Source organism: Nonomuraea sp. NPDC050556, from assembly GCF_044457355.1.
Taxonomy (GTDB): Bacteria; Actinomycetota; Actinomycetes; order Streptosporangiales; family Streptosporangiaceae; genus Nonomuraea.
The window spans coordinates 547,403-559,341 of the sequence record NZ_JBITGU010000005.1; the positions used below are offsets into that span (position 1 = coordinate 547,403).

12 protein-coding genes are annotated in these 11,939 nt (G+C 70.7%); all 12 read right to left on the bottom strand.

Annotation, left to right across the window (positions count from 1 at the left end; translation table 11 throughout):
* Positions 1-4: 4 nt before the first annotated feature.
* The 12 genes from ACIBG8_RS44950 to ACIBG8_RS45005 all read right to left on the bottom strand — a co-directional run bounded on the left by ACIBG8_RS44950 (position 5) and on the right by ACIBG8_RS45005 (position 11,928).
* Entirely contained in the window at positions 5-1,240 is a 1,236-nt protein-coding gene (locus ACIBG8_RS44950; protein WP_397349404.1) for a VWA domain-containing protein, read from the bottom strand.
* On the bottom strand, positions 1,237-2,463 hold the full coding sequence (locus ACIBG8_RS44955; protein ID WP_397349405.1) for a hypothetical protein: 1,227 nt from the start codon (positions 2,461-2,463) through the stop codon (positions 1,237-1,239). Before ACIBG8_RS44955 ends, ACIBG8_RS44950 begins: the two co-directional genes overlap by 4 nt.
* Complete coding sequence (locus ACIBG8_RS44960; RefSeq protein ID WP_397349406.1) at positions 2,460-2,900, bottom strand: hypothetical protein; 441 nt, start codon at positions 2,898-2,900, stop codon at positions 2,460-2,462. Before ACIBG8_RS44960 ends, ACIBG8_RS44955 begins: the two co-directional genes overlap by 4 nt.
* Positions 2,901-2,915: 15 nt before the next feature.
* Positions 2,916-4,814 (bottom strand): prolyl oligopeptidase family serine peptidase, encoded by a 1,899-nt coding sequence (locus tag ACIBG8_RS44965; protein WP_397349407.1) that lies wholly within the window; start codon positions 4,812-4,814, stop codon positions 2,916-2,918.
* A gap of 68 nt (positions 4,815-4,882) precedes the next feature.
* Positions 4,883-5,506 (bottom strand): class I SAM-dependent DNA methyltransferase, encoded by a 624-nt coding sequence (locus ACIBG8_RS44970; RefSeq protein WP_397349408.1) that lies wholly within the window; start codon positions 5,504-5,506, stop codon positions 4,883-4,885.
* 11 nt (positions 5,507-5,517) lie between these two features.
* The gene (locus tag ACIBG8_RS44975; RefSeq protein WP_397349409.1) at positions 5,518-6,711 is read right to left on the bottom strand and encodes a glycosyltransferase family 4 protein; all 1,194 of its coding nucleotides are present in this window, start codon (positions 6,709-6,711) and stop codon (positions 5,518-5,520) included.
* Positions 6,693-7,388, bottom strand: a complete 696-nt coding sequence (locus ACIBG8_RS44980) for a sulfotransferase family protein (protein WP_397349410.1) — start codon at positions 7,386-7,388, stop codon at positions 6,693-6,695. The genes ACIBG8_RS44975 and ACIBG8_RS44980 overlap by 19 nt, the downstream gene beginning before the upstream one ends.
* A 165-nt stretch (positions 7,389-7,553) precedes the next feature.
* Positions 7,554-8,789 (bottom strand): alpha-L-fucosidase, encoded by a 1,236-nt coding sequence (locus ACIBG8_RS44985; protein ID WP_397349411.1) that lies wholly within the window; start codon positions 8,787-8,789, stop codon positions 7,554-7,556.
* A complete protein-coding gene (locus ACIBG8_RS44990; protein WP_397349412.1) occupies positions 8,786-10,354 on the bottom strand; it encodes a family 20 glycosylhydrolase in 1,569 nt (522 codons plus the stop codon). The genes ACIBG8_RS44985 and ACIBG8_RS44990 overlap by 4 nt, the downstream gene beginning before the upstream one ends.
* Before the next feature lie 21 nt (positions 10,355-10,375).
* Positions 10,376-10,978 (bottom strand): short chain dehydrogenase, encoded by a 603-nt coding sequence (locus ACIBG8_RS44995; RefSeq protein WP_397349413.1) that lies wholly within the window; start codon positions 10,976-10,978, stop codon positions 10,376-10,378.
* A 14-nt stretch (positions 10,979-10,992) separates the two neighbouring features.
* Positions 10,993-11,352 (bottom strand): hypothetical protein, encoded by a 360-nt coding sequence (locus ACIBG8_RS45000; protein ID WP_397349414.1) that lies wholly within the window; start codon positions 11,350-11,352, stop codon positions 10,993-10,995.
* Between the two features lie 9 nt (positions 11,353-11,361).
* On the bottom strand, positions 11,362-11,928 hold the full coding sequence (locus ACIBG8_RS45005; RefSeq protein ID WP_397349415.1) for a hypothetical protein: 567 nt from the start codon (positions 11,926-11,928) through the stop codon (positions 11,362-11,364).
* Positions 11,929-11,939 lie beyond the last annotated feature (11 nt).

Sequence of the window (11,939 nt, forward strand, 5' to 3'; positions counted from 1 at the left end):
TCTCCTAGGTGAGGAAGTTCTTGAGCTCGAAGACGAGCTTGCGGATATGGCCGGAGATGACGGGGGTGCCCAGGTCCTTGAAACGCTGGCGGAACCAGGGGTTGACGATCTGGCTGCCCGAGCTGTTGACCGAGCCGACCGGGATGAAGCGCACGCCCGACCTGTGCACCGAGGTGATGCCGTCGAGCAGGGGCTGTGACCGGTCGAACTCGTAGAAGTCGGAGATCCACACCATCACGGTGTTGCGCGGGTCGGCGATCTTCGGCTGGGCCATGGCCATCGCGACCGGCCCGTCGTTGCCACCGCCCAGGTTGGTACGCAGCAGCACCTCGAACGGGTCGTGCACCCACGGCGTCAGGTCGATCGCCCTGGTGTCGTAGGCGATGAGGTGCACGTCGACCTTGGGCAGCCCGGCGAAGATCGACGCCAGGATCGTGCAGTTGACCATCGAGTCGAGCATCGACCCCGACTGGTCGACCACCACGATCAGCCGCGCGGGAGTGGTGCGCCTGGCCGTCTGCCGGTAGAAGAGCCGGTCGACGTAGAGCTTCTCCTCGTCGGGGCTCCAGTTGGTGAGGTTTTTCCAGATCGTCCGGTCGAGGTCGAGGTTGCGGAACACCCGCTTCGGCGGCACAGACCGGTCGATGACGCCGGCGCTGGTCTTCTCCACCTGGGTGCGCAGCACCTCGGCCACCTGGTCGACGAACCGGCGGATGAGCGCCTTGGCGTTGGCCAGCGCGACGCCGGACAGGTTGGACTTGTCGCGCAGCAGCTGCTCGATGAGCGACATGCTCGGGGTGAGCTGCTTGGCCAGCGTGGGGTCGGCGAGCACCTCACGCAGCCGCATGCGGTTGACCAGGTCGCCCTCGATCTGGGCGAGCTGGCTCTGATCCATGTCGACCGCCTGGCGCAGCCAGCCTGAGTCCTTCTGCCACCCGGCGAGCTGACCGGCCGTGACGTTGCCCGAGCCGGTGCAGAAGACGTTGAGCAGCAGCTTGGAGACCAGGGCCGCGTTGCTGACCTCGTCGCCGTCGAGGTCGCGCAGCTTGTCGGCCAGCTCGGGGAAGCGCTGGACGATGGTGTCGACGGAGACGGCGGGGTCGAGCAGCGCGGTGGGCAGGCCGAGGTCCTCGACGACGGCGACGCTGGCCGTCTCCAGCGCGGCCTGCTCCTCAGGATCGAACATCCTGGCCAGCATCCGCCAGTAGAGGACCTGCCTTCGAGCCTCTGTGGAGGTCATCGGCGCAACAACCGTCCCGCCCGCTCTTTCAGCAGCACGACGACATCGCCGCCCTTCTCGTTGAGCGCCAGGTCACCGTTGTGCACGGTCTTCTTCTTGGACTGCGCGGCGAGCGGTTGCACCACCCACCGCCCGTCCCAGCGCAGCAGCCCGATGCACGCGGTGGCCGACTTGAGGATCGCCGAGGTCAGCGGCCCGCTGCCGGACGGCTCGGCGAACTCCAGCCCGTGATCGCCCTCGAGAAGGACCGGTTCGGAGATGCGCACCGGATGCCTGTCGAGCGGCGCGACCGCGGGGGCGAGCGCCTGGCCGAGGTGGATCCTGGCGGTGGCGAACGGGTCGGCGGGCTCGCCCAGCGTCGCCGCCCCCTCGCGCCACACCAGGTCACCGGTGGCGAGCAGCTCCAGGTCGCGGACGTCGAGGCTGCGTTGCTGCCCGATGGCGGCGAGCAGGATCGGATAGTCGGCGAACAGCCGCCAGACGGCGGGCCCGACGATCGTGTCCACCTTCCCGACGGTCACGCTCGCCCGCACCAGCCGCGGCTCTGCGCCCTCCAGCACCCCGTGCACCTGCAGTTGTACGGCGGTGCCGTGCTCGAGCACGTCGACGCCGAGGATCAGCAGCCGCCCGGACACCGCCTCCCGCGGGATCTCCGCCTCGTAGGAGAGCATCGCCCGCGCCCACAGGTCGGCCCACCGCCTGGCGGGCACCTCGTCCATGGTCGCGACCGGGCTGGACGCGCGCAGCTCGGCGGCCAGCCCGTCGAGGAGCACGGCCTGCCCGCGCGTGGCCGGATCGGCGAGCAGCGCCTCGATGGGGTGGTCGGCGGCGGACACCAGGTCGTGGCTCACGCCGCGCCACCCGGTGATGGCCACCTCGGTGAGCCACTGCTGGTGCCGGTGCCGCCGGGCGCCGACCTCGCCGTCCCAGGAGAGACGGCGACGTTCGAGCGTGCCCAGCAGCGCGTCGTGGACGGCTCCGAGCAGGGCGGTGCGTGCGCCCGCCAGGGTCGTCAGGTGCTCGTCGGTGATCGAACCGGCGATGACCTTCTCCACCGCCTCGCGCACACCGTCGCCGAGCGGGGTGGACGCGAGCGCGGCGGCCAGCGCGGCGAGGGACGCGGCGCGCTCCTCGCCGATCCTGGCGAAGCCGTGGACGAGGACGTCGTCGAAGCCGTCGATCAGCTCGAGCGCGGCTTCGACCCCCTCGGGGAGATCGTTCATCGGAACCAGTGCATTTCGGTGAGGGGGGTGGTCGTGGCGGGCAGTTCGAGATAGGACAGGTGGCGCAGGAAGCGGCTGAAGACGACGGCGGCCGGGGTGGGCTCGTGACTGCCGCGCAGGCCGTCGATCACGTCGTCACCCTCGATGTGCAGGTAGCGGGCGACCCGGTCGAAGCCGTACTGCAGCACGGCCTCGTCGGCCAGCAGCCGCAGGTGCTTGCACGGCGCGCCGCGCAGCCCGCCGCAGGGCCGGTTGTTGTTCGTGCTGCAGTTGAAGCCGTGGCTGCCCGCGGCGATCGAGGAGACGTAGACGCGCTCGATGTCCGACCCGCTGGACACGACCCCCTGGAGGCGGCCGTCGGCCAGCTCGACGAAGGGGACCTTGGCCAGCTTGCGCGGGGCGACGGGGGGAACGACGCGCACGATGCTGCGTTGCATGATCGGAAAGTTACTTCATCCCACCGACAAAACCGTTCGCCGCAGGAAGTCCAGCTGGTGAAGGAGCATGTTCTCGGTCATCACCTGGTGGGTGGAGCGCGTCAGGGGCAGCACCTCGTGCGGACGGCCCGCCTCCAGCAGCGCGGCCGAGAGGCGCAGGGTGTGCGCGGGGACCACGTTGTCGTCGGACAGCCCGTGGATCAGCAGCAGCGGCCTGGTCAGGTTGGCCGCCTCCAGGATCGGCGAGCAGCGGTCGTAGGCCTCCGGGTGCTCGTCCGGGTGGCCGAGGTGCCGCTCGCGCCAGTGGGTGTCGTAGAGGCGCTGGTCGGTGACCGGCGCTCCGGCGATCGCCGCGTGGAAGACGTCCGGCCTGCGCAGGACGGCCAGCGTGGCCAGGAACCCGCCGAACGACCAGCCCCTGATGGCCACGCGGCTCAGGTCGAGCTCGGGGTGCAGCTCGGCTGCCGCGTGCAGTCCGTCCACCTGGTCCTCCAGTACGGGCGAGGCGATGTCCAGGTGGATGGCGCGCTCCCAGGCCGGGCCGCGGTCCGGTGTGCCCCTGCCGTCCACGACGAGGACGGCGAAGCCCTGCTCGGCGAACCACTGGGACATGTAGTCGACCCATCCGGGCGTCTCCCGCACCTTGCGTACGGCAGGCCCGCCGTACGGGTCCATGAGGACGGGAAGCTTGCCCTCGCGGTGCCACGACGGAAGGAACAGCGCGGCGCGCAGCCCGCGCGGTCCGAGGGTGAGCAGCTCGCGCCTGAGCTCCAGCTCGGGGGCCTCGGCGCGGGAGGTGACCGTCACCCGCTCGGCCCTGGTCAGGTCGCCGTCGTAGGCCCAGAGGCCGTCGTCGGACGCGGTGAACAGGACGGTCTCGCCGTCCACCCGGAGGACGGACGACACGTGCAGGCCCGGCGCGGTCACCGCGCGTCCGTCGATCGTGAGGTGCCGGGTGTCGTCCAGGTCTGCGGTGCCCACCAGGGCGCCGGACGCGGTGCGCGCGGGCAGTCCTGGCACGAGGGTCACCCAGGCGTCGTCGCGCTGCTCGGCCAGGACCTGCGTCTTGCCGGTCTCCGGGTCGATGGCCAGGGTCTGGACGAGCCGCTGGTCACGGGTCTGTACGGCGGCGTACGGACCGTGCGCGTCCCATCCGGCCGCCGTCAGGTACTCCGTGTCGCCGGTGTCCACGCGGGTGCGGGATCCGTCGAGGCCGACGATCCACAGGCTCTCGTCGGCGTTGGCGGTGCCGACCACGGGATAGGGGACGGAGACCGGTTCCCGCGCCGGGTCGGACGGGTCGGACACCCACCAGCGCTGCACCGGAGAGGTGTCGACCCTGGTGACGAGCAGCCGGGTGCCGTCGGGCGACCACCAGTAGCCCCTGCTCCTGCCCATGGACTCGGTCGCGACGTGCCCCGGCAGGCCGTACACGACCTCGTCGCCGTCGGGGGCGACCAGGACGCCGAGGCCGGTCACGCACAGGGCGCCGTCGCTGACGTACGCGATGTGCGTTCCCGAGGGGTTCGGCCGGGGATCGGCTACCTTGCCGGGTGTGGGGATCAGCCCGTCACGTACGGTCCACAGCTCGCCGGACAGCGCGAACGCCAGCACTTCGCAGGCGTCGTCGGCCGCGTAGGCGACGATGCCGGACGCCAGCTCGCGCGAGCGTTCCCGCCTGATGCGCTCCTCGGGCGTCACCTCCTCGTCGGCACCGGCCAGCAGGACGCGCGGGTCGGCCAGCAGCCGCTCCTCACCGGTTTCCACGTCCATGGACCACAGGCACGAAACGGGGTCGTCTCCGGCCTTGGTGCGCAGGAAGAAGGCCGTGCGGCCGTCCGGCGACAGGGTGATCGAGCCGGGGACGCCAAGGGTGAAACGGCGGGTGCGGGCGATCTGCTGGGGGATGGACATGTTCCTCCTCAGAAAACACAAAAGCCGCTACCCGGCGATCGGGTAGCGGCTCAACGTTGATCGTGATTCTAGCAGGCGAACAGGTAGGCCCGCGGAACCTTTTCCACCCCTTCGTCAGGCTCTCGCACGGTTTGCGACCGCAGGGTGAGCCCCGCCTGGCCCAGCATCTCCACCACCCGCTCCGGCCTGCGCCAGTAGTACTCGAGCGTGATCGCGTGCCCGAACGCCTCCGTACGGACCACGTGCTCGTCGCCCGTCTGGAAGCAGAGCAGCACGTGCCCGCCCGGCCTGAGCACCCGGCGGAACTCGGCGAACACCTCGGGCAGCCGCTCGTCCGGGATGTGGATGATCGAGTACCAGGCCACCACACCACCCAGCGCGCCGTCCTCGACGTCCAGGGCGGTCATCGAGCCCACCTCGAACCGCAGCCCGGGATGCGCCGCGCGGGCCACCTCGACCATGCGCGGCGACAGGTCCACGCCGAAGGCGTCGGCGCCCAGGTCGTTCAGGTACGCCGTCGTGTTGCCCGGACCGCAGCCCACCTCCACCACCCGGCCGTCACCGACCAGCTCGGCGAACGCCCGGAGCAGGGCTCTCTCCACGGGTTTGCCCGCCAGCTCCTCCTGGAAGCAGGCGGCGTAGTCGGCGGCGATGGTGTCGTAGGCGGCGCGGGTCGTGCGCAGGAAATCCACAACCGTGGACCCTAGCGGTGCGACCAATAGCTGTCCGTGATGCGCTCACCCGCCAGCAGCTCGGCGAACAGATCCTCCCAGATCGGCATCACCGCGTCGGCGCTGTAGACCCTGGCGGCCGTCGCCGCCGCACCGCCCATCCGCACCCGCAGGTCCCGGTCGGCGATCAGCCGCTCCAGCGCCGCGGACAGCCCGGCCGCGTCCTGGGGCGGGACGAGCACGCCCGTCACCCCGTCGGTGAGCACGTCGGCCGGCCCGGTCGGGCAGTCGAAGGCCACGACGGGCAGCGCGTGCGTCATCGCCTCGATCATCACCATCGGCTGCCCCTCGAAGCGCGAGCTGAGCACGTAGATCGAGGCGCGGGACAGCTCGTCCTCCATGTCCCGCGTCCTGCCCATCAGCCTGACCCGCTCGGCCAGCCCGAGCGCGTCGATCTGCGCCTTGAGTTCCGCCCGTCGCGGGCCGGTGCCGAAGATCCGCAGTTGCCACTTCTGGTGCCGCGCGGCGAGCGCGCCGAAGGCCTCGACGAGCAGGTCGAAGCCCTTCTGCGGCACCAGCCTGCCCGCCGTCACCACGATCGGGTGCTCCTGCGCGGACGGTTGCGGATCCACCGTGTGCACCGCGTTGGGGATGCGCACGATCGGTGTGCCGGGCAGGAGGGCGCGGTACTCGGCCTGGCTCTCCCTGGTCAGTACGGTGACCGCGTCGAGCTTGCCGTAATGCCGGAGGATCTGCCTGCGTACCGGTTCGCGGTAGGCGCCCAGGTTCATGTGTTCCTGCGCCAGCCGTACGACCTTGTCGGAGCCCCGGCGGGCGGCGATCAGGTTGAGCGCGGGCCGGGTGGTGACCAGAATGCCGCCGTCGAGGCCGGAGACGTAGTCGATGACCGCCCTCTCCACCCGCTCGGTGAAGAACTCTGAGGCGTACTCGCCGGGCGGGACCAGCTTGCCGCGCATCCTGCGCCAGACCTTGCGCGGGACGGAGTCGGGTTCCATACCGCCGCGCTGGTCGACCAGGGTGGTGACGGTGAGGCGCGGGTCGAAGGCGAAGTGCGGGTGGGTGCGGCGCCGTACGACGCTGACGACCTCGACCTGGTGGCCGAGGGCGGCCATCGCGCCCGCCTGGTTGAGCACGGTCCTGATGGTGCCGCCCATGCCGTAGGCGTGCAGGAGGAGATAGCGGATGATCACGTCGGGTACCCCCATGCGCGGCACATCGGTTTGACGGCGTCGGGGATGGTGTCCGGCCGTTCTCTGGGCGGCTGGACGCGGCCGGACCGGATCTTGTCGGTCCAGTCGCCGAGGCCCTTCAGCACCACGTCCGGGGTGCCGTAGTCGAGCATCGCCGGGTCCCAGTCGAGGCCGAGGAAGGCGCAGATCGCCCTGGTCTCGCGCTCCGGGTCGTCGGTGAGGTCCTCGTAACGGACGGTGTGCCCGGTGAGGTCCTTGCGCGCCCGCTGGACGGCTTTCATGTAACGGAGCGCGTCGGTGACCGCTTCTTCCGGAGTACGGTTGCCCGCCTCGTGCCAGGACGCGGCGATCGCGGCGGGGTGGCGCAGCAGGAAGACGAAGCGGGCGTCCGGCCAGCAGGTGGCGAGGCGTTGGTACACGAAGGCGTTCGCGGGGGTCTTGTCCACGATGTACGGCTTGCCGCTACGGAGCAGTTCGCGGTGCATCACCCGGTCCCAGAGGAGATGCTCAAGATCGGCCTGGTTGTGGCCGAGCGCGTCCATAGCACGTTCCGCGAGCTTCGTGGAGAACCCCACCGTCAGGCGGCGGACGTGGAGCTCGTGCGGGGCGTGCAGGGCGGGGTGGGCGTTGAGCAGGGCGCGGAGCAGGGTGGACCCCGAGCGGACCGGGCACAGGATGAACACCGGCGCCACGAGCAAACGGTCTGCCCGGGGATCGGCTGGGGGTCTGACCTCCGGGTCAGGCTTTTCCGACCGGGTGAGTTGGTATCCGGTATACCTGACCAGCGCCTTGTTGAGTGTGCGCTGCCATGTCATGCCGACGGAGATTACCGAGCGTACCTGGCAGTTGGCTGGGAGCTAGGTCCCGATCACCTCCACGGCGAAGGCGTGCGCCGCCGCCTTGCCTGGTGGGAGGTCGATGGCCAGCGTGCCGTCGGTGAGCTTCCAGGGCAGGAGGTCGCCGCCGAGGAGGCGGACGGATGCCGGGACATCGGAGGCGGGGAGCTCGATCCGGGCGGGCAGGGGTTCGCCGGGCTCCAGGAGGCCGATGGCGTAGGTGGTGTCGCCACGCCGGGTGAAGAGCAGGGAGCCTGCTTCCCGGGGAACGGCGGGGCGCGTGCCGTAGAGGGCTTCGCCGTTCACGGACATCCATTCGCCGATTCCGGCCAGGCGGTCCAGCACCTCGGCGGGCAGCGCGCCGGTGTGGTCGGGGCCGAGGCCGAGGAGGAGGTTGCCGCCGCGGGCGACGACGCGGCACAGCAGATGCACCACCTCACCCACCGACTTGTACGGCTCGCCAGGACCGAAGGTGTACCAGTACGGGCCCAGCGTGACGCACGACTCCCACGGGTAGGGCAGGAGCTCGCCGGGGATGTGCTGTTCGGGGGTGCGGTAGGCCTCCTGGGGGCCGTGGACGTCGCGGTCGACCACCAGGATGCCGGGTTGCAGCTCCCGGGCGCGGGCCGCCAGGGCGGGCAGGTCGAGGTCCTCGCGGGGCGGGCGCACCCAGCCGCCGTCCAGCCACAGCACGTCGATCGGACCATAGCCGGTGAGCAGCTCCTCGATCTGCCCGTGGGTGAACTGCTTGAACCGCTCCCAGCGCACCGGGTCGGCGTGGTTGGCGTACCTGTCCGGCGTCGGCAGGCCGGGCGCCCAGTAGTCGGGGTGGTGCCAGTCCGGTTTGGAGAAGTACGCCCCCGCGCTGAGCCCCTCGGCGCGGAACGCGTCGAACACCTCGCGGGCGACGTCCCGCCCGAGCGGCGTCTCCGTCACCTTGTAGGACGACAGCCCGGTGTCGTACATGGCGAAACCGTCGTGGTGCTTCGTCGTGAAGATCACGTACCGCATGCCCGCGCCGGCGCAGGCGGCCGCCCAGACCTTCGGGTCGAAGCTCTCCGCGGTGAAGCCGCTCGGCAGATCCTCATAGAAGGCGCGATATCCGGCGGGGTCGTCGCGCCACTCCTCCGGGGCCGCGCACCAGGGCTCGTCCTCCTGGCACAACGTCCAGCTCTCGAAGACGCCGAGGCGGCTGTAGGCGCCCCAGTGGATGATCACGCCGAACTTCCGGTCCTGCCACCGCTCCAGCGACGTCATGCCACCCACCACTCGCAGTCGAGGCCCTCGGGGCCGCGCAGATACCGATATGTCCCCTCGTTGGCCACCCGCAGGACGTTCCACGTCGGGACCGGCAGCCAGTCCACCGTCGCCAGGTCGGTCCACGGGCCGTCGGGGCCCGGCGCGCCCTGGAAGGCGGTGGTCCGTACGGACTCCAGCTTCTGCCACGTGGCGTCCGGCCACTTGCCGCCCACGGCGTAGTCGTCGGCGGGCACGCGGAACCGTACGGCCAGCACCCGAGCGGCCTCGCCCGGCACGTGCGGACGCCCGCGCACGCCCAGGTACGGCGTGCGGTCGAGCACGTCGAGGTAAGCGTCCACGTCGGCCAGGCGCGGCCCGCCCCACATGCGGTCGGCGGCGGTCTCCAGGGCTCGGGAGGCGTACCAGTCGAAGTAGGCGTCGTCCTGGTCCTCGGCCCAGTCGGCCCAGACGCACAGCTGGTAGGCGTCGGCGGTGGGGTTCCACTCCTGGTAGAGCCAGCGCGGGTCGGCCGTCACGTAGTTGACGCCCTGGCGGTTGCCCGGGGCGGTGCGCGGGGTGACGTAGTGGGTGTCGCCGGGACTGTGGATCACGTCGTAGCCGTCGAAGTCCTCTTCTGTGGCGTACCAGACGGTGATCCTGCTCCGCTGATCCGGATTTTTCGTGCGATCGGGGTACTGTTCCCACCAGTTCCACAGCTCGGGTTGTTTGCCGCGCTTCCTGACCACCTCGGCGAGCTCGTCCAGGAAACCGATCATCACGTCCGCGTAGCCGGGCTTGGTCGGCCACTCGTCGCCCCCGATGTGGACGGCGTCGGTGTCGAAGGCGTCGCAGAACGCCCCCAGCAGGTCCTTGATCCACTGCCGGTTGGACGGCGAGGTGATGTCCATCGTCCACGAAGGGGTCGGGAAGCCCGTCCAGTGCGACCCGTCGTTCAGGACCTCGTCGTCGGGGCGCAGGAACGGGCGCTTCTCGATCAGCGTGGTGGTGTGCGCGGGGAGGTCGATCTCGGGGACCACGTCGATGTGCAGCGAGCGGGCGTAGGCGATCAGCTCGCCCAGTTCCTCGGGCGCGTAGGCGGGCTCGGTGGCGAGGTCCTCGTAGCCGGGCAGGCGGACGCGGAAGCCGTTCCACTCGGTCAGGTGCAGTTGGAGGCGGTTGTAGCCGAGCCAGGCGAGCCGCCTGACGAGCTTGCGCAGGTACGGCGGGGCCCAGTAGCGCCGTCCCAGGTCGAGCATGACTCCGCGGGTCGCCACCCGGGGCCCGTCCTCGACGGTGACCCTGGGCAGGTCGGGGCCGTCGGCGAGCTTCACGAGCGTCTGCAGCCCGTAGAACAGCCCGGCCTCGTCCCCACCGGTCACCGTCACATGATCGTCGACGACCAGCACGTAGCTCTGCGGAGGCAGATCACCCAGGACGAACCGAATGTGCGGCTCAGCCACCCCGGTCACCTGACGCAGCTCCTCCAGAAGCACCTCCGAGCCTGGGCCGACCGTGGAACCGGAGCCCAGCCGGAGAGTGCCTTCAGCCCGCCGTAACGCGTGAGGGAGGGGAACCGTGCGCATAGATCGCTACCTTAGGCCCCGTCAGAAAGGCTCTTCGACGCGGTAGACGCGGCCGGTTTGGGCGCCCTCGATCGACTTGACGTAGGCGCGGGCCACGTCCGCCGGAGCGACGCCCCGCGCCCCGGGGAAGCGGTCGGTGCCGCCGGCGAGCGTGGTGGTGAAGACCGACGGGCTGACCGCGTTGATGCGCTGCCGCAGCTCGATCGCCGCCGCCACCACGAACGCCTTCAACGCCCCGCTCACCAGCGCGGCCGCCGTGCTGCCCGGGATCGGGTCGTGCGAGAGCACGCTGGTGATCAGGGTGAACGACCCGCCGGGCGCCACGTGCGCGGCGCCCTGGCGGACCAGCTCCACCTGGCCCAGCAGCTTGTGCCCGATCCCCGCCTCCAGGTCGGCCCGCGACATCTCGGCGAGCGGCCTGAGCGGCACGGCGCCGGCCGTACAGGCGACGGCGTCGACCGGCCCGAGCCGGGCGTACATCGCGGCGACGGAGTCGGGATCGGTCATGTCGAGCGGCAGGTCGGCGCCCTGGCGCGAGGCCGTCACCACCTCGTGCCGGTCGGCGAGCGCCGCGCGCACCGCCGTACCCAACGTGCCCGAAGCGCCCACCAGAAGGATCTTCACGGCGCAGAGCCTAGCTACAGCAGCGACGCGCACACCACCGGCAGATCCTCCCCCTGGCGGCTGACGCAGGCCACGGTCGCCCCCTCCAGCGGCTCCTCCTCAGCCCCCGTGAACGCCACCTTCAGCGTGCCGTTGGCGGGCAGCGTGCCGTTCCACAGGAAGGTCGAACCCGCCACGAGCGCCTGCGGCTTGCCCGTCACGTATTTCAACCCTCCCGGCGCCGTCAGCGTGATGGTGACGGGCAGCTTCTGCCTCTCCCCGCTGGTCACCGCGATGGAGTAGTCCAGCCCCGTACGGCTGAGCGTGATCATCATGTTCGGCGGCGCGGGCGCCGTCCCCGCGATCGCGAGCGCGACCAGCAACGTGTTCAGCATGCTTTCCCCCTATCTGGGCCGCAGCGGCGGCTTCTCGTGCGGGTGTCCCCTGTGGTGGTGCCTGTGCCGCCGCCTGGGTGGCTCGTCCTCGATGACGACCTTCGTCGTGCAGGCGGAGTCGCAGGCGTAGAAGTTGTCGCTGGCCTTGGTGGTCAGGACGTCGTTGCCGCTCTTGGCCTTGGTCACGGCGACGTCGAAGGTGACGGTGGCCGTCGCCCCCGCGGGCAGGTCGTCCGACCAGATCAGCTCGTGCCCCTGCACCTTGGCCGCGCCGCGGGTGGCCTTGACCGCGTACAACCTGGCCTGGTCGTCCTGGACGTCGGTGAGGTCGATCTTCACCTCGACGTCGTCGGCGGGCAGCCCCCTGCCCGACGACACCGACAGCTTGTAGTGCGCGACCCCACCGCGCTCGATCCTGGCCGGTGTGGCCGTGTGCCGGACGTCGATCGACTGCACCAGCGCGGTGTCCGTCCCGGAGTCAGGCGGCGGATCCCCCTGGTCATCGGCCTGTACGGCAGGCGTGACCAGCAGCAGAGCCGCCCCCACCCCGGCCGCGAGCGTCAGTCGTCCTCGCATGATTCTCCCCC

Bases quoted from the DNA above. Each gene is read 5' to 3' on its own strand.
- ACIBG8_RS45005 (WP_397349415.1), bottom strand. From the start codon at position 11,928: ATGCGAGGACGACTGACGCTCGCGGCCGGGGTGGGGGCGGCTCTGCTG.
- ACIBG8_RS45000 (WP_397349414.1), bottom strand. From the start codon at position 11,352: ATGCTGAACACGTTGCTGGTCGCGCTCGCGATCGCGGGGACGGCGCCC.
- ACIBG8_RS44955 (WP_397349405.1), bottom strand. From the start codon at position 2,463: ATGAACGATCTCCCCGAGGGGGTCGAAGCCGCGCTCGAGCTGATCGAC.
- ACIBG8_RS44965 (WP_397349407.1), bottom strand. From the start codon at position 4,814: ATGTCCATCCCCCAGCAGATCGCCCGCACCCGCCGTTTCACCCTTGGC.
- ACIBG8_RS44990 (WP_397349412.1), bottom strand. From the start codon at position 10,354: ATGCGCACGGTTCCCCTCCCTCACGCGTTACGGCGGGCTGAAGGCACT.
- ACIBG8_RS44975 (WP_397349409.1), bottom strand. From the start codon at position 6,711: ATGGGGGTACCCGACGTGATCATCCGCTATCTCCTCCTGCACGCCTAC.
- ACIBG8_RS44985 (WP_397349411.1), bottom strand. From the start codon at position 8,789: ATGACGTCGCTGGAGCGGTGGCAGGACCGGAAGTTCGGCGTGATCATC.
- ACIBG8_RS44960 (WP_397349406.1), bottom strand. From the start codon at position 2,900: ATGCAACGCAGCATCGTGCGCGTCGTTCCCCCCGTCGCCCCGCGCAAG.
- ACIBG8_RS44950 (WP_397349404.1), bottom strand. From the start codon at position 1,240: ATGACCTCCACAGAGGCTCGAAGGCAGGTCCTCTACTGGCGGATGCTG.